Below are 15774 nucleotides of genomic sequence, written 5' to 3'. Positions count from 1 at the left end.
GGCATTCACTTAATATGAAAAGAAAAATATTTACTCCACGTCCAGACTGGCAAGTGGAACATCAAAATATTGGTTTTGATTATTTTAATTTACCTTCTCTCGATGGCTCAATTTACTGGTCTGAAGGGGTTGCGTATGAGTTTACCCTTAAACAGATTGAACAACTTGAAGATGCGGCAAATGAACTACATCAGATGTGTTTATCGATAGTAGGAGATCTCATTCAACGCGGGGACTATCCAGCTTACTTTCAAATTCCAGAAACAGCCATAAGCCATATTGAACACTCATGGAAACAAAATGCTCCCATGCTGTATGGCCGCTTTGATTTCGCTTACGATGGGCGAAATATCAAAATGCTGGAATATAACGCCGACACACCGACTGGCTTACTTGAAGCTTCTGTCGCACAGTGGCTGTGGATAGAACAAGTCTCGGGCATTGCAAACCGAGACCAGTTCAATAGCATTCATGAAGATCTGATTAAACACTGGAAGACAATTTTACCGCGTGGTAGCCATGTGCATTTTGCTGCCTGTCAGGAAGCTGGAAGGGAAGACTGGGGCAATCTAGAGTATTTGATGGATACCGCTTACCAAGCTCATCTACAAGTTTCCGAGCTTTCTATGGAGAACATAGGTTGGAACGGGCAAGATTTTGTTGATCTCCATAATCAGCCCATTCAGAACATATTTAAACTTTATCCATGGGAATGGATCTGGGAAGAAGCATTTTCTCAATATATCCACCCACAAACACAGTGGATTGAACCTTGCTGGAAAATGTTACTTTCAAATAAAGCGATTTTGGTTGAGCTTTGGAAGCGTTATCCAAACCATCCATTATTGGTTGAAACCCATACCTATGACCCGCAACAAGCTTTGTCCGGTAAATGGGTGAAAAAGCCGATTTTAGCAAGGGAAGGGGCCAATATTCGGGTTTTACAAGACGGCCATGACCAAGGCGCGGCTTCTGGTAGCTTTTATTTTGATGAATATGACAAATATGGTTATGTCGTACAGAAATGGGTAGATACCCCATTATTTTCAGGACAACTACCTACTCTTGGTTTATGGATGGTTGGACATCAATGTGCAGGCATGTCTATTCGTGAAGATTGTTATGACATCATTGGTAATGATGCCCACTTTGCAGCACATTATTTTGTCGAGTAATAAGCGAATAGAGATTTAAAAAAGCACTGTTTAGGTGCTTTTTTATTGTGCCTTCGACGCAGTCAATCAGTGCATTTTAAATATATAGCGAATAATCAATGTTCGCTTTTAAAGCTAAATTAGAACAAAAATTCAAAAATATAATGATTTAACTCTATGTATTTTAAATTTTTTATTCTAGTTTACTTTCTTAAAATTCAATATTGGCAAGCTCTTTGCATCTCCTAAAAAGAAAAAAGCCTAGATTTTAAGGGCTCGCGAGAGCCCTGATTTTTTTAAGGAGTGATGCCATGAATGCGATTCCAACTTTAACTCCCCTTGCCATGCCGTGTAACAGCAGTTTTGAAGCAAAAGATTGGGAAATTTTATCGAGCCATTGGTATCCGGTTGCGCGTATTCAAGATGTCTCTACTGCACCTCAACGAGTCAAGCTACTAGACGTCAATATGGCGTTATACAAAACAGAAAGTGGAGAAATTCATCTGGTTCGAGATATTTGCCCACATCGTGGCGTGCCTTTAACCAAAGGTTGGGTCGATGGTGAGGAGATTGTTTGTCCTTATCACGGTCTACGCTATAACACTGAAGGGAAATGTACTCAAATACCAGCTCAGCCCGAACTAACTAAAATTTCTGATCGTTTTTCTCTGACCAAATTTCCGGTTGTGCAAAGATATGGCCTCATTTGGACCAGTATTCATGGTCGTGATATTGCTAAAGCCAATATTCCTGTATTAGATACTTGGGATGATGCAGAGCATCAAGCGATTTTGCCACCTTTTGTGGATATTGGTGGTTCTAGTGGTCGTCAGCTTGAAGGGTTTATTGATGTCGCTCATTTTGCATGGGTGCATCACAACGCCTTTGCGAATCGTGATAATCCCATCGTCCCAAAATATCACACTGAACGTACTAACTATGGCTTAAAAACGGTCTATATCAGCAATGTCAGTAATTATCCGCATGAACTGAAACATCTCGAACCAGAAGGCTTTTTATGGAAGCGTACTTTTGAGGTTTATCCGCCATTTTCTGCCGTGCTTACTGTCGATTTTCCAGAAGGTGGGATCTTAAAAATTTTAAATGCCTGTTGTCCTATCTCAAGTAATAAAACCCGCTTATTTGTTCCACTCACACGTAACTTTGACCAAACAGGTGATTTAGAAAAAGTATATGCATTTAATGCGCAAATTTTTGCCGAAGACCAAGACATGGTCGAATCACAAAAACCAGAAGAACTACCGCTTGATCTAATGATGGAAGCACATTTTGAAGCAGACCGTTCATCAACGACTTATCGACGGATTTTGGCTGAATGGGGACTAAGTAAACGTTATACCGTTTAAATCTTGGCTAACTGGGGTACAATCAATCGAAAAAAGTGAAAATATATAGGCTTTCCATGTCATTGATCGCAAATACCACCGTTGTGCGTGGTCGTTTTTTAGATATTCAACAAACTGTCTCTGAGCCAACTGATATTCCAAATCAAGTACGTTATTTGGAAGATGGTGTATTGATTAGTGAACACGGAAAGATCAAATGGTTTGGTGCATGGGAAGATGCTCAACAGCATCTACCTGCTGGAGTTGAGGTTCAACATTATCCAGAACAATTGATTGTACCCGGCCTTATTGATACCCATATTCACTTTCCGCAAACCGAAATGGTGGGAGCTTACGGCGAACAACTTTTAAGCTGGCTTAATACTTATACTTTCCCAACTGAAATCCAGTTTCAAGACAAAACATATGCAAGCGAAATTGCCCAGTTCTTTGTTCAGGAACTCTTAAAACATGGGACAACCACGGCCCTCGTTTTCTGTACAGTTCATCCCGAGTCTGTTGATGCCTTATTTGAAGCCGCAGAGCGCGTTCAGATGCGTTTAATTGCCGGCAAGGTACTTATGGACCGTAATGCTCCAGAAGCGTTGTGTGACACGCCAGAAACGGCTTACAGCGACACTAAAGCGCTCATTGAAAAATGGCATGGTAAAGGCCGTGCTCTGTATGCAATTACGCCACGATTTGCGCCGACTTCTACACCTGAGCAATTAGAAAGAGCAGGGCAGTTAAAACAAGAATTTCCGGATGTGTATGTCCATACGCATTTAAGTGAAAACAAAGATGAAATTGCTTGGGTGAAATCTTTATTCCCGGAACAAGCAGGCTATTTAGATGTTTATCAACATTATGGCCTGACTGGTAAGCGTTCTGTGTTTGCGCATTGCGTTCACTTAGAAGATGAAGAATGGCAATGTATGCATGATACACAATCGGCTATCGCATTTTGCCCAACTTCAAACTTGTTCTTAGGCAGTGGTTTATTTCCATTGAAAAAAACTTGGGAAAAACAAGTGAAAGTAGGCTTAGGGACAGATATTGGGGCTGGTACATCGTTTAGCTTACTGCAAACTGTTAACGAGGCTTATAAGGTTCAGCAGTTACAAAGTGATAAACTCTCAGCTTATGAAGCGCTTTATCATGCAACCCTAGGCGGAGCAAAAGCACTCGATTTGCAGGATCAGTTAGGTAACTTCAACGTCGGTAAAGAAGCAGACTTTGTGGTACTAAACTTAAAGCCAACAGCATTACAGGAACTTCGCCAGTCTAAATCTAAGTCTGTTGAAGATTCACTGTTTGCATTATTCACTTTAGGTGATGACCGTAATATTGAGGCGACTTATATTTATGGAAACCGTGCTTATCAAAAAGAAACAGCCAAATAAAAAAGGCATTGTTAAGTTTTTGTTATTATTTGGAATATGTGCTATTGCGTTAAAACGTGATCGACATATTCCGCAAAATGATAAAATTTCACAGCCATCAAAGGGTGCATGAAACGTCATTTTGCTTTAAAATTTTACCATTAACTCAGATTTTCGAGGTGTTGCTGGTCAACACCTTTTTTATTTTTTCTTTTATATCTTGTAGGAATCTGCCATGACTGTTGCAATGAGCATCATGATTTCAACCGAAGAAATTCAAGCAAAAGTCAAAGAGCTCGGCGAGCAAATCAATTCTCACTATGCAAATAGTGACAAAGAATTGGTTCTGATTGGTCTACTTCGTGGTTCTGTTATTTTCATGGCAGACTTATGCCGTACGATTACCAAACCACATGAACTCGACTTTATGACAGTGTCTAGCTATGGCGGCGGTACCACTTCAAGTCGAGACGTTAAAATCTTAAAAGATCTTGATGGTGAAATTCGTGGTAAAGACGTGCTTGTGGTTGAAGATATTATTGACTCAGGCAACACCTTAAGCAAAGTCGTGGAAATGTTGCAAACTCGCGAACCAAATTCAATTCAATTATGCACATTAGTGAGTAAACCATCTCGCCGTGAAATTGATTTAGAAGTTAAATTTTTAGGTTTTGAAGTTGAAGATAAATTTATTGTTGGTTATGGCTTAGACTACGACCAGAAATATCGTCACTTACCATTTATTGGTGAAATTGGCCTATAAATTTTATAAAAATGGCACCGCAAGGTGCTATTTTTTTATATAAAGGCTGAGCTTTGAACAAAAAAGACACAAAAAGTCGCAATCTGCTACAGACAAAACAGATCACTCTACCGCACGATAGAATATGAAGCAAAATCATTAACTTCATCAAAAAAACAACTGGAGAACAAATATGTGGTCACTTATTGTTGCTATTGTGGTTGGTTTCTTCGCTGGCTTAATCGCTCGTGCTTTACACCCAGGTGATGATAAAGCAGGTTTTATTGTTACTACTTTAATTGGTATTGCAGGTTCACTTCTAGCCACTTATGGCGGTCGCTTACTTGGTCTTTATGGAGAAAATTCAGCGGCGGGCTTTATTGCTTCTGTCATTGGTGCCGTCATTATTCTCTTTATCTATAACCTAATTGCACGAAAAAGCTAAGTAGGAAATTTAATTTAAAAAAGCACCGAATGGTGCTTTTTTTAAGTCATTTTATAAACCTAACTCTTTCCAAACTGCCTGAATTTCTTCAGCAGAGCGCGCTCCGACGAGTTTAAATCCGTTAGCAAAAATGAGAGTAGGTGTGCCATTAAAACCTAATTTTTTCCCTAATTCCAAGTTACGGTCAATCGGGTTTGTACAGCTCGCAACCGTTGGTTTAACACCTTGCTCAATTAATTTTTTCCATGAATATGATTGATTCGGTGCACACCAAACTTGTCTAGAAACCACAATAGACTGAGGTTTTAAAGGATAGATGAACGTGTAAATAGTCACATCTTTCAGCTTGTCGAGTTCAGGCTCAAGCTGTTTACAATAAGGGCAGTTTGGATCAGAAAATACTGCTAAAACATGCTGGCCATTACCTTTGACTGTTTTAATAGCATCTTTTAAAGGCAACTGTTTCCAATCAATTGAGTTCTGTCCTAAAACCAGATCTTTAGTTAAGTTCTTTTGGTCTTTTAACCGAATCATAGAGCCTACAAACATGTGCTGCCCATCTTCACCAAGATAAATAATTTGCTGGTCCAGATTAGCACTATATAGTCCAGGCATTTCGGTTTTCTGAATATTACTAATTTTCAAATTAGGATATTGTTTTTTAATATTTTCCCGAACAGTATCTACATTAGCGAAACTCAAACTTGTAGTTAAACTAAATAACGCCAATATTCCTAATTTTTTAATCATAAAACCGACTCGGAGGCAGGAGAGGAGAACATTTTAATCAGTTCCGTTAGAGAAAACAGAACCGATTACCGAGTTATAACCAAACTTCTACTCAGTTATGCCAATGTTTCACGTGGAACATAAACAGGTTTTAAGGTATTAATTTCTACTGAAATATGCACAATTTCATCATGAATCGATAAAGCATCACGAATCTGGTCTGCATTTAAAGAGATATCGTCAGTTTCAAGTGCCAAAATACAAGAAAATTTACCTTTTGCGACTTTCCAGACATGAATATCTGTAATTTCCATATGTTTCGGAAATTCAGCTATTACTTCCCGAATTTCATCAACTACAGGATGGTCCATTTCAGCATCTAGAAGGGTTTTTCCTGTCTCTTTTATTAAGCCAAAAGACCACTTTGCAACTAAAATAGCACCTAAAATTCCTAAAAGTGCATCTAAAAAATCCCATCCAAAATATTTACCTGCGAAAAGCGCTACAATTGCAAAAACAGAAGTTACTGCATCTGCAACCACATGTAAAAACGCAGCTTTTTGGTTTAAATCATGGTGATGATGCCCATGGTCATGCTCGTGATGGTGATGGTGATGGTGACCATCATCATGAAGTAACCAGGCACAAATCAAGTTAATAACTAAACCTAAAATTGCAATTGGAATCGCTTCATTATAAAAAATTTCAACCGGGTTAAATAAACGTTGAACTGACTGAAAAGCCATAAAAATAGCCACAACCATCAGCAAAATTGCGCTGCTATAGCCGGCTAAAATCTCAATTTTCCAAGTTCCAAAGCTAAAACGATGATCATTGGAATAATGACGGGCTGCACGATAGGCAAAGTAGGCTAAACCAAGGGCCAACATATGTGAACTCATATGCCAACCGTCAGCCAGTAGTGCCATTGAATTGAAGAACCACCCACCAAATACTTCCAGTACCATCATGGACGCCGTTAAAATGGTTGCAATCAAAATACGTTTTTGTGCAAGTGGATTTCCTTCATCAAACTGATGTTGATGATGACGTGATACACTATAATCCTGCATAAAATTTAAACCCAATATACTCCCTACCAGTATATTAAATTGTACAAGAGAAAACAGATGAGTCACATTGGTCAGGATAAAAAAATTGTTAATCGTGTAAAACGACTAAAAGGGCAAATCAACAGCATTGAAAATGCGATAGAACAACCAGAATCTTCATGTATAGATATTTTGCAGCAAGTTGCAGCCATAAAGGGTGCAATAAACGGTTTGATGAGTGAATTAATGGAACAGCACTTACATCATCACGTACTTAAAGGCGCAGAAGTCGATCAAAATGAGCTAGATGAATTTTTAAAAGTTTTAAAAAGATACGGCTGAGAAAAGTACTGGATGACATAGCACTCTACATCATCCAGTTTTTTATTATTTTCCGATACAGAACGAACCAAAGATTTTGCCTAATAGGTCATCGGCACTAAAGTCACCCGTAATTTCACCTAAAGCATTTTGAGCAAGACGTAGTGATTCAGCAACGAGTTCACCTGCGTTAAATACAACAAGTTGCTCACGTGCCTCTGCCAAATAGAGCTGAGTGCGCTTCATTGCGTCTAAATGACGTGTTCTCGCAATAAATGTATCTTCCTCAGGGTGAAATCCTGCATGCGCTGTAATCGCATCTACGAGGCCTTGTACGCCCATCTCTTGTTTTGCTGAAACTGTGATATGACGGAATCCTTGATAATCGCTTATTTCGGCTGATTGACCAGTTAAATCACATTTGTTGCCAATTAACATGAGACGACGCGGTTCAATATGTTCAGCAAAGTATTCTTGAGCCAGTTTTAAGGGATCATCGCCTTGATTTAAATCGTAGACCAATAACAACAAATCGGCCTGCTCAATTTCTTTGATTGCACGACGAATGCCTTCTTTCTCAACTACATCTCCCGTTTCACGAAGACCTGCTGTATCTGTTAAGGTGATTGGTAAACCATTTAAGCTAATTTTTTCATGTAAAACATCACGAGTTGTACCAGCAATATCGGTCACAATTGCACGCTCAACACCAGCAAGTGCATTTAACAAACTCGACTTACCCGCGTTTGGTTTACCCGCAATAACAACCTGTAGACCTTCACGGAGTAATTGCCCTTGTCGTGCAGAGGTTTGAACGGCATGTACAGATTGTTGAACATCCTCCAACAAAGCTAAAATTTTGCCATCAGCCAAAAAATCAATTTCTTCTTCTGGAAAGTCAATCGCAGCTTCTACGTGCAGACGTAAATGAATCAGTTTTTCTAAAACTGTATTAATTTTTGTTGAAAAAGCGCCTTGTAAAGAACGGACTGCCGAACGAGCCGCAGCTTGAGAGGTCGCATCAATCAAATCGGCAATTGCTTCAGCTTGTACCAAGTCCATTTTGCCATTTTCAAAAGCTCGCATGGAGAATTCCCCAGCTTTTGCAGCAATTGCCCCAAGCTCAAATAAACGGCCAAGTAAGGCATTTTGAATGACAGGGCCACCGTGGCCTTGAAGTTCTACAACATCTTCACCGGTAAAAGAATGTGGATTTGGAAAGCACAAGACAATGCCTTCATCCATGATACTTCCATCAGTATCATAAAACTTACGAAAACCCGCCATCCGAGCTTCAGGTAAGTTTTTTTGCGTCAGTTTTTGAGCAATATCATAAGCCTTAGGTCCCGATAAGCGAATCACGCCCACTCCACCACGCCCTGGTGGCGTTGCAATTGCGGCAATTGTGGTTTGACTATGCATATTATTCACCTAAAAACCTAAAATACAGCCAAAGAAAAATCCGCCTAAGATTACCATCTTAAGCGGATTGATTCAGCAAAAGTTCAAGGATTAAGATGCCGATTCAGCTTTACTGATACGACTTTTCTCAACACTCTTGTTAATAAACCATTGCTGTAAGATTGTAATACTGTTGTTCACAATCCAGTACAACACAAGGCCCGCAGGGAAGAACAACATAAATACCGTAAACATAATCGGCATAATGCGGAATACTTTCGCCTGCATTGGATCAGCTGGTTGCGGGTTCAACATTTGCTGAGCAAACATTGTCGCACCCATAATTAATGGCAAGATGAACCATGGGTCCATCGCAGACAAGTCTTGAATCCAGCCTAACCACGGTGCATGACGTAATTCCACACTTTCCATGAGTACCCAGTACAAAGCAAGGAAAATTGGCATTTGTAGCAATAACGGTAAACAACCAGAAAGCGGGTTAACTTGTTCACGTTTGTAAAGCGCCATCATTTCTTGCGAGAAGCGCATACGGTCTTCACCGAATTCTTCTTTCATGCGTTGCATTTCTGGTGCAATCACACGCATTTTCGCCATAGAACGATAACTTTTTGAAGATAAAGGCCATAAAATCATCTTCACCATAATGGTAAGTAAGATAATTGACCATCCCCAGTTGCCTACAATGCTATGGAAGAATTGAAGACCTAGGAACAATAACTTCGCAATTGGCCATAACCAACCATAGTCAACAGTCTGGTTTAAACCTACCGCTAAATCTTTTAATTCAGATTGTACTTTTGGACCTGAATAAAGCTTCGCATCGACTTCCATTGAAGTACCCGCCGGAACATTAATTACTGGCGAAGTAAAGCCAATAATATTCATATGATCCGCAGACTGACGAGATTCAAGTTTAGCGACATAAGGCTGACCATTTGCTTGAGTCAGTTTAAGGTTTCCTGGAATCCAAGCACTTACAAAGTAGTGCTGAACCATTGCAACCCAACCGCCTTTAGCTTCGGTATTGAGTTTTTCTTCAGAGAAATTCGCAAACTTAAGTTTGTTGTAGTGAGCATCTGGAGTACCCCATGCACCACCTAAGAACGTACCTAAAGTGAAAATACCCTGAGAAGACTTACCTGGATCTTCCGAATTATCACGTTTCAACTGTCCAAACATCTGACCTTGCCAGTTTTGTTGGCTACGGTTAACAACTTGATGTTTGACAACAATTGGATATTGACCTTGAGTAAATGTAAAAGTTTTAATAATTTCAACGCCTTCTGGTGTCTTAAACACCATAGGAACTGTTAAAACTTTCTCAGAATGTCCACTTTGATCTTGTACCCCTTTAGCATCAGCTAAAGTATATGATGTTTTTTCAACAGCATATAATGGGCGACCACCACGACTGCTATCTGGTCCATTCAAACCAATTAAGCCAGACTGAGCAACATAAGTACGCTTGGCATCATTTTCAAGCATAACAAATGGTTGATTACTGTCTTTGCTCTTGTCGTGAGAGAGTAATTCAATACGAACAATATCACCACCTTTTGGATTGATCCAAAGATGATAAAGGTCAGTTTGTACTGAAATAAGCTGTTGATTCACAGGTGCAGTTGCATCTGTGGTTTGTGACTGCGCAATATTTGCTTGTGGCACATCGGAAGCCACTGTTGCAGTTTTAGCATTTGGCAAATCAGCAGATACTTCATGTGAACTTACAGCCGCCGCTTGTTGTTGCGGTGCAGTTGCAGCATTTCCATAATCTTTTTGCCAAGCCAAAATGAGCAAATATGCGGTGACAAACATGGCCCCGAGAATTGCAAACCTGGCCCATTGTTGCATATCTATTACCCCAAATGGTTAGAGAGATTTTGCTTCATTAAACGATCACGAAAGGGTACAGCAACATGATGCGTTTGAGAATCTATTTGATGAAACGAAATAAAACGAATTGCTTTAGGCGGTACCGGATCGTATCCAGAGCCTCCCCACGGATGACAACGACAAATACGTTTAGAAGATAACCAAACGCCTTTGATTGCACCATGAGTTTGTAATGCTTCTAGCGCATATTGGGAACAAGTTGGGATATAACGACAACGGGGTCCAAGAAGCGGACTAATCGCAATTTGATACAGTCGAATGAACCAACGCAAAATACGAACCATTGGTCATCTCTTAATTCTGCGAGGTTGGGACAACTTTAGAATGTTTTTTCGCTAAGCGTTGTAATTTTTGCCAAGCAAAATCTAATTGTTGATATAGCTCAGCATTCGTAATCGTTTCTATACCAACTTTAGGCATCACAACAACATCTATGTCTGACCCAAATTTCGGCTGATGTAGACGAAAGCTCTCACGAGCAAGACGTTTTATTCGATTTCTTTCATGCGCACGACGCACTTTTTTCTTAGCAACAACAATACCCAAACGGCTGTTAGGCTGTTCGGTTAATTTTGCAAGAAATAAAAAATGGGGTTGATGCACTTTAAAAAGCGCACCATCAAATACACTTTTATAATCTGCAGCACAGCGTATACGAAGATCTGTGCTAAAACTGTAAAGTGCCATCACACCCAAGTCTGGTCAGCGTAACAGTATTAAACAGTTAAGCTATGACGACCTTTTGCACGACGACGAGCTAATACTTGACGACCAGCTTTAGTTGCCATACGAGCACGGAAACCATGAACGCGCTTACGCTTTAATTCAGATGGTTGGAAAGTACGTTTCATATCGAAACTCCCAAAAATGATCTTTCTATAAAGGTCCGCGATTTTATTGTGCAATGTTTACGCTGTCAATGAAAAACCGTGAAAGTTTTGTATTTAAGTCAAATTTTTAACTTTTTATCTTCTCTTTATATTTAGCCTATTTTTCTTATTTAAAAGTTATGCACAAAGTAATTGTTTATTTTTATTAAGACTTTTAAGATATACACTTCTTATTTACATACTTATCAACAAACCTTGATGTGAAGTTGGTTTTGATTTGGTATATTTGAATTTAAATTCATATTTTTTAGTTATCCACAATTTGGATCAGCCCTATTAAATAAATTCAAATTTTAAAATTTAAATTTATTCTTATTAGTGTGGACTTTTCTTGTGGATTTCACAGTTTTAAATTTAAAAAACATATATTTGAACTGTTGATAACTCTGTTTTTATTGTCTTTATGGATTGTGGATAAGTTTATGTGATAATTTATCCACAGGATGTACAAAAAGTTATTCACAATTGATTTTGAATTTAAATTTATTCACAAGAGATTTCTTTTTAGGCAAAATCAAACGAAATCGTCATGACAGATGTGGATAACTTGGGTAGAATGGCGACCCCTTCTCATCAGGAAGGGTTAATCTTTAAATGATTTGAATTTAAAACGCAGACATAGGGGATACACATGCTTTGGACAGACTGCTTAACTCGCTTGCGACAAGAGCTCTCTGATAACGTCTTTGCGATGTGGATTCGCCCTTTAGTAGCTGAAGAAGTAGAGGGGATACTACGTCTCTATGCTCCTAATCCTTATTGGACGCGTTATATTCAAGAGAATCATTTAGAGTTAATTTCTATATTGGCTGAACAATTGTCAGAAGGGCGGGTGCGTCAGGTTGAAATCTTGGTAGATTCTCGTCCTGGTAGTATTTTGTCCTCTAGTGAACAGCCTGCAACAACTACAGCAGCTTTACAAACTGCCCCTATACCTCAACCTGCTAAGGTTAAAAGAGAACCGGAACCTGTTGCTAATACTGCGGTTAGTTCTAAGAGTTCAAAAAAGAAACTATTAAATCCACAATTTACTTTTTCACTATTTGTTGAAGGCCGTTCTAACCAAATGGCAGCAGAAACCTGTAGAAAAGTATTAACACAGTTAGGTGCTTCTCAACATAACCCTTTGTTTTTATATGGCCCGACAGGTCTTGGTAAGACTCACTTAATGCAAGCAGTTGGTAATGCCTTACTGCAAGCGAAGCCGAATGCAAGAGTCATGTATATGACTTCAGAAAGTTTTGTACAAGATTTTGTGAGCTCATTACAAAAAGGAAAGGTAGAAGAGTTTAAGAAAAATTGCCGTTCTTTAGACTTGTTATTAGTAGATGATATTCATCTTTTGGCAGGAAAAGAAGCAAGCCTCGTTGAATTCTTCTATACATTTAATGCCTTACTTGATGAATCCAAACAAATTATTTTAACGTCAGATCGATATCCTAAAGAATTAACAGAACTTGATCCTCGTTTGGTTTCTCGTTTTTCCTGGGGGCTATCAGTAGGTGTTGAACCACCTGATATTGAAACTCGAATCGAAATTCTGCTTAAAAAAGCTGAAAATAGTGGCGTTGATTTACCTAGAAACTGTGCGTTGTTTATTGCCCAACAAGTCGTAGCGAACGTACGTGAACTTGAGGGCGCACTGAATAAAGTTGTCGCAATTTCACGTTTTAAAGGTGCTCCAATTGACCTTGATGTCGTACGGGAATCTTTAAAAGATGTTTTAGCGATCCGTGCTCGTACAATTAGTGTAGAAAATATCCAGCGTGTAGTGAGTGAATATTTCCGAATTCCATTAAAAGAGCTGGTAGGTCCAAAGCGTACCCGAATTTATGCTCGACCACGTCAGTTGGCGATGGGGCTTGCCCGTGAATTAACGGGAGATAGTTTTCCTGAAATTGGAATGGCTTTTGGTGGGCGTGATCACAGTACAGTGATGCATGCTTGTGAAAAAGTCGTCAGTTTACGGGAAGAAGACCCAATCTTTGATGAAGATTATAAGAACTTATTACGTTTGCTTCAAAGTTAATGAAATAATAAGACGTTGTTGCAAAGTCTACGTAAGTGCAGCATAGTACACAGCTAAAAAATGAAATGTTTGCTCCAAGTTGCTAGAGGAATGAATCGTGCGTTTGAAAATCGCTAAAGAAAGTTTACTCAATGTTTTATCGCATGTGGTCGGTGCGGTAGAACGTCGTCATACCTTGAATATTCTTTCAAACGTCAAAATTCAGACTAATGCTCAAGCGCTCACTATTACGGGTTCCGATTTAGAAGTTGAACTCGTAGCGAGCACCGCTTTATCAGAAGGGGCGTGCCTTGAGGCAGGCGAGACAACTGTTCCTGCTCGTAAATTGATGGAAATTTGTAAATCTTTGCCTACAGCTGCATTGATTGATTTACAAATTACTGAAGATCAAAGATGTATTTTAAAATCTGGTAATAGCCGTTTTGTGCTAGGTACACTACCGGCTGAAGATTATCCATTGTTAACCACTGAGAATAGCCAGGGTACGCAAGTACAGGTGACTCAACGTGAATTAAAGCGTTTATTTGAAAAAACTGCTTTTGCAATGGCTGTACAAGATGTACGTTTTTACCTCACTGGTACTTTATTAGAAATTGATGAAAATCAATTGCGTGCAGTAACAACTGATGGTCACCGTTTAGCACTTTGTGAAATTTTGGCTTCCTCTACTTCATCTCAGTTGGTACAAGCGATTGTGCCTCGTAAAGCTGTGGGCGAATTGCAACGTTTACTCAGCATTGAAGATGAACAGCTCACTTTGCTTATTGGCCGTGAATTATTAAATGTAACGATTAATACGCCAAGCCGTGATAAAGAACAAGGTGATATTACAGTTCGTTTTACAACTAAATTGATTGATGGGAAATTCCCTGATTATCGCCGTGTTATTCCACGTGGTGGTGATAAACATGTTTTGATTGGTCATGACGTATTTAAACAATCATTACAACGTGTAGCAATTTTAAGTAATGAAAAATTGCGTGGTGTTTTCCTAAACTTCAATCAGGATTCTTTACAGCTTCGTGCAAATAACCCTGAACAAGATGAAGCAATTGAAGATTTAGCGATCCAATATCAAAGTGCCCCATTAGAAATGTCATTTAATGCTCAATACCTACTCGATGTGTTGGGTGTATTAGATGGTGATGATGTAAATATGAGCATGACTGAGGCGAATCAGTCTGTATTGGTTCAAGATCCGGCTCATCCTGACCAGACCTATGTGGTTATGCCGATGCGTGTTTAATCTGGTTTAACTATATGCATCTTACGCGCTTAAATATTGAACGTGTGCGTAATTTAAAAACGGTTGCACTCCATGGGTTGCAACCGTTTAATGTCTTTTATGGCGCAAACGGTTCGGGTAAAACATCAATTTTAGAAGCGATCCACTTGCTTGCAACAGGTCGCTCATTCCGTACACATATACCCAAAAATTATATTCAATATGAAGCTGACGACGCGATTGTATTTGCTCAGTCAGCAACTGAAAAAATTGGTATGCAGAAACTCGCTTCTGGTGAGCAACTCATGAAAGTGAATGGCGATACCGTTGCGACTCAAGGTCAGCTCGCAAAGTTACTTCCTTTACAGCATATTGATCCACAAAGTACGGATATTATTGATCATGGTGCCAAGCCAAGAAGACAACTTTTAGATTGGCTTATGTTCCACGTGGAACCTGAATTTTATTTTGCGTGGCAATATTACTCTCGTGCGCTAAAGCAGCGTAATACCTTACTCAAAACACGGCGTAATCTTTCATTAGCTGATTTAGAACCGTGGAACAAAATGTTGAGTAATTATGGCGAGATTTTGCATTCACAGCGTTTAAGTATTGTCGAGCAATGGAATGTTTATTTCCAAAATGACTTAAGTCAATTACTGCCTGATTTGGAGATTGAGCTGGAATATAGCCCAGGTTTTCATACAGAGCAGGGGCTTATGCAAGACTTGCTGAATCAGCATCAAAAAGACATCGAGAGACGCTATACCGAGTATGGTCCTCATCGGGCAGATTTGCGCTTAAAAACGCCATTTGGACATGCTGATGATGTTTTATCAAGAGGTCAGAAAAAACTCTTGATTATTGCCTTAAAACTGTCACAAATTGCAATGTTGCATGCGAGTAATAAGGAAACTGTGGTATTATTAGATGATCTGACAGCAGAATTAGACTTAACCGCACAACAACGTTTAATTGAACGATTAAGCCAACTTGGTAGCCAGGTTTTTATGACAACTTTAGATCATGCATCGGTAAAAAAACATTTACATGATCTGTCTATTTCATATCAATTATTCAGTGTTGAATCCGGTCAAGTTAGTCTTGCTGCGCCATAATTTTTTGATGTTACCCATCTTTGAAT

Annotated in this window: 16 protein-coding genes; 9 read left to right on the top strand and 7 right to left on the bottom strand. The window is 39.2% G+C overall.

Annotated features, from left to right (window positions below):
• Nucleotides 1-14 precede the first annotated feature (14 nt).
• The 5 genes from C1642_RS00445 (at nt 15) to C1642_RS00425 (ending at nt 5069) form a co-directional block, all read left to right on the top strand.
• Entirely contained in the window at nt 15-1175 is a 1161-nt protein-coding gene (locus tag C1642_RS00445) for a glutathionylspermidine synthase family protein (RefSeq protein ID WP_103235752.1), read from the top strand.
• A gap of 290 nt (nt 1176-1465) precedes the next feature.
• Entirely contained in the window at nt 1466-2521 is a 1056-nt protein-coding gene (locus tag C1642_RS00440) for an aromatic ring-hydroxylating oxygenase subunit alpha (protein WP_000991553.1), read from the top strand.
• 56 nt (nt 2522-2577) lie between these two features.
• Entirely contained in the window at nt 2578-3903 is a 1326-nt protein-coding gene (gene guaD, locus C1642_RS00435; RefSeq protein ID WP_086377756.1) for a guanine deaminase, read from the top strand.
• A 214-nt stretch (nt 3904-4117) separates the two neighbouring features.
• Nucleotides 4118-4645 (top strand): hypoxanthine phosphoribosyltransferase, encoded by a 528-nt coding sequence (hpt, locus tag C1642_RS00430; protein WP_000214980.1) that lies wholly within the window; start codon nt 4118-4120, stop codon nt 4643-4645.
• Between the two features lie 172 nt (nt 4646-4817).
• Complete coding sequence (locus C1642_RS00425; protein ID WP_000269732.1) at nt 4818-5069, top strand: GlsB/YeaQ/YmgE family stress response membrane protein; 252 nt, start codon at nt 4818-4820, stop codon at nt 5067-5069.
• A 51-nt stretch (nt 5070-5120) separates the two neighbouring features.
• On the opposite strand, the gene C1642_RS00420 is transcribed toward C1642_RS00425, so the two are convergent.
• Together C1642_RS00420 and dmeF are read right to left on the bottom strand one after the other, a co-directional pair.
• A complete protein-coding gene (locus C1642_RS00420; protein ID WP_000592161.1) occupies nt 5121-5819 on the bottom strand; it encodes a DsbC family protein in 699 nt (232 codons plus the stop codon).
• A gap of 95 nt (nt 5820-5914) precedes the next feature.
• Complete coding sequence (dmeF, locus tag C1642_RS00415; RefSeq protein WP_213064242.1) at nt 5915-6871, bottom strand: CDF family Co(II)/Ni(II) efflux transporter DmeF; 957 nt, start codon at nt 6869-6871, stop codon at nt 5915-5917.
• Nucleotides 6872-6928: 57 nt separating this feature from the next.
• Here dmeF and C1642_RS00410 point away from each other — a divergent pair, with 57 nt between their 5' ends.
• Entirely contained in the window at nt 6929-7192 is a 264-nt protein-coding gene (locus tag C1642_RS00410; protein ID WP_000018128.1) for a metal/formaldehyde-sensitive transcriptional repressor, read from the top strand.
• A 45-nt stretch (nt 7193-7237) separates the two neighbouring features.
• Here the strand turns inward: C1642_RS00410 and mnmE are convergent, their stop codons facing one another.
• The 5 genes from mnmE to rpmH all read right to left on the bottom strand — a co-directional run bounded on the left by mnmE (nt 7238) and on the right by rpmH (nt 11337).
• Complete coding sequence (gene mnmE, locus C1642_RS00405) at nt 7238-8593, bottom strand: tRNA uridine-5-carboxymethylaminomethyl(34) synthesis GTPase MnmE (protein ID WP_000556128.1); 1356 nt, start codon at nt 8591-8593, stop codon at nt 7238-7240.
• A 90-nt stretch (nt 8594-8683) separates the two neighbouring features.
• Entirely contained in the window at nt 8684-10444 is a 1761-nt protein-coding gene (yidC, locus tag C1642_RS00400; protein WP_001188089.1) for a membrane protein insertase YidC, read from the bottom strand.
• A gap of 5 nt (nt 10445-10449) precedes the next feature.
• Nucleotides 10450-10770: a membrane protein insertion efficiency factor YidD gene (gene yidD / locus C1642_RS00395; protein WP_000251652.1), complete on the bottom strand. Its 321-nt coding sequence runs from the start codon at nt 10768-10770 to the stop codon at nt 10450-10452.
• Between the two features lie 10 nt (nt 10771-10780).
• On the bottom strand, nt 10781-11173 hold the full coding sequence (gene rnpA / locus C1642_RS00390) for a ribonuclease P protein component (RefSeq protein WP_001240377.1): 393 nt from the start codon (nt 11171-11173) through the stop codon (nt 10781-10783).
• Nucleotides 11174-11202: 29 nt separating this feature from the next.
• Nucleotides 11203-11337: a 50S ribosomal protein L34 gene (gene rpmH / locus C1642_RS00385; RefSeq protein ID WP_000831329.1), complete on the bottom strand. Its 135-nt coding sequence runs from the start codon at nt 11335-11337 to the stop codon at nt 11203-11205.
• Between the two features lie 670 nt (nt 11338-12007).
• Between rpmH and dnaA the strand changes: the two genes are divergently transcribed.
• The 3 genes from dnaA to recF all read left to right on the top strand — a co-directional run bounded on the left by dnaA (nt 12008) and on the right by recF (nt 15748).
• Complete coding sequence (gene dnaA, locus C1642_RS00380) at nt 12008-13405, top strand: chromosomal replication initiator protein DnaA (protein ID WP_000964768.1); 1398 nt, start codon at nt 12008-12010, stop codon at nt 13403-13405.
• A 97-nt stretch (nt 13406-13502) separates the two neighbouring features.
• Entirely contained in the window at nt 13503-14651 is a 1149-nt protein-coding gene (dnaN, locus tag C1642_RS00375) for a DNA polymerase III subunit beta (protein WP_001237350.1), read from the top strand.
• A 14-nt stretch (nt 14652-14665) separates the two neighbouring features.
• Nucleotides 14666-15748 carry a DNA replication/repair protein RecF gene (gene recF / locus C1642_RS00370; protein ID WP_000550810.1) on the top strand — a complete coding sequence of 361 codons (1083 nt, stop codon included), beginning with the start codon at nt 14666-14668 and terminating at the stop codon, nt 15746-15748.
• Nucleotides 15749-15774 lie beyond the last annotated feature (26 nt).

The sequence above is a fragment of the Acinetobacter sp. AKBS16 genome (genome assembly GCF_002899995.1).
Taxonomy (GTDB): Bacteria; Pseudomonadota; Gammaproteobacteria; order Pseudomonadales; family Moraxellaceae; genus Acinetobacter; species Acinetobacter baumannii.
The sequence above is the reverse complement of the archived record's forward strand: the minus strand, read 5'-3'. Positions and strand labels throughout refer to the sequence as shown.

Coding starts and splice junctions, on each gene's coding strand:
- C1642_RS00445 (WP_103235752.1), top strand. CDS start 15: ATGAAAAGAAAAATATTTACTCCACGTCCAGACTGGCAAGTGGAACAT.
- C1642_RS00440 (WP_000991553.1), top strand. CDS start 1,466: ATGAATGCGATTCCAACTTTAACTCCCCTTGCCATGCCGTGTAACAGC.
- guaD (WP_086377756.1), top strand. CDS start 2,578: ATGTCATTGATCGCAAATACCACCGTTGTGCGTGGTCGTTTTTTAGAT.
- hpt (WP_000214980.1), top strand. CDS start 4,118: ATGACTGTTGCAATGAGCATCATGATTTCAACCGAAGAAATTCAAGCA.
- C1642_RS00425 (WP_000269732.1), top strand. CDS start 4,818: ATGTGGTCACTTATTGTTGCTATTGTGGTTGGTTTCTTCGCTGGCTTA.
- C1642_RS00420 (WP_000592161.1), bottom strand. CDS start 5,819: ATGATTAAAAAATTAGGAATATTGGCGTTATTTAGTTTAACTACAAGT.
- dmeF (WP_213064242.1), bottom strand. CDS start 6,871: ATGCAGGATTATAGTGTATCACGTCATCATCAACATCAGTTTGATGAA.
- C1642_RS00410 (WP_000018128.1), top strand. CDS start 6,929: ATGAGTCACATTGGTCAGGATAAAAAAATTGTTAATCGTGTAAAACGA.
- mnmE (WP_000556128.1), bottom strand. CDS start 8,593: ATGCATAGTCAAACCACAATTGCCGCAATTGCAACGCCACCAGGGCGT.
- yidC (WP_001188089.1), bottom strand. CDS start 10,444: ATGCAACAATGGGCCAGGTTTGCAATTCTCGGGGCCATGTTTGTCACC.
- yidD (WP_000251652.1), bottom strand. CDS start 10,770: ATGGTTCGTATTTTGCGTTGGTTCATTCGACTGTATCAAATTGCGATT.
- rnpA (WP_001240377.1), bottom strand. CDS start 11,173: ATGGCACTTTACAGTTTTAGCACAGATCTTCGTATACGCTGTGCTGCA.
- rpmH (WP_000831329.1), bottom strand. CDS start 11,337: ATGAAACGTACTTTCCAACCATCTGAATTAAAGCGTAAGCGCGTTCAT.
- dnaA (WP_000964768.1), top strand. CDS start 12,008: ATGCTTTGGACAGACTGCTTAACTCGCTTGCGACAAGAGCTCTCTGAT.
- recF (WP_000550810.1), top strand. CDS start 14,666: ATGCATCTTACGCGCTTAAATATTGAACGTGTGCGTAATTTAAAAACG.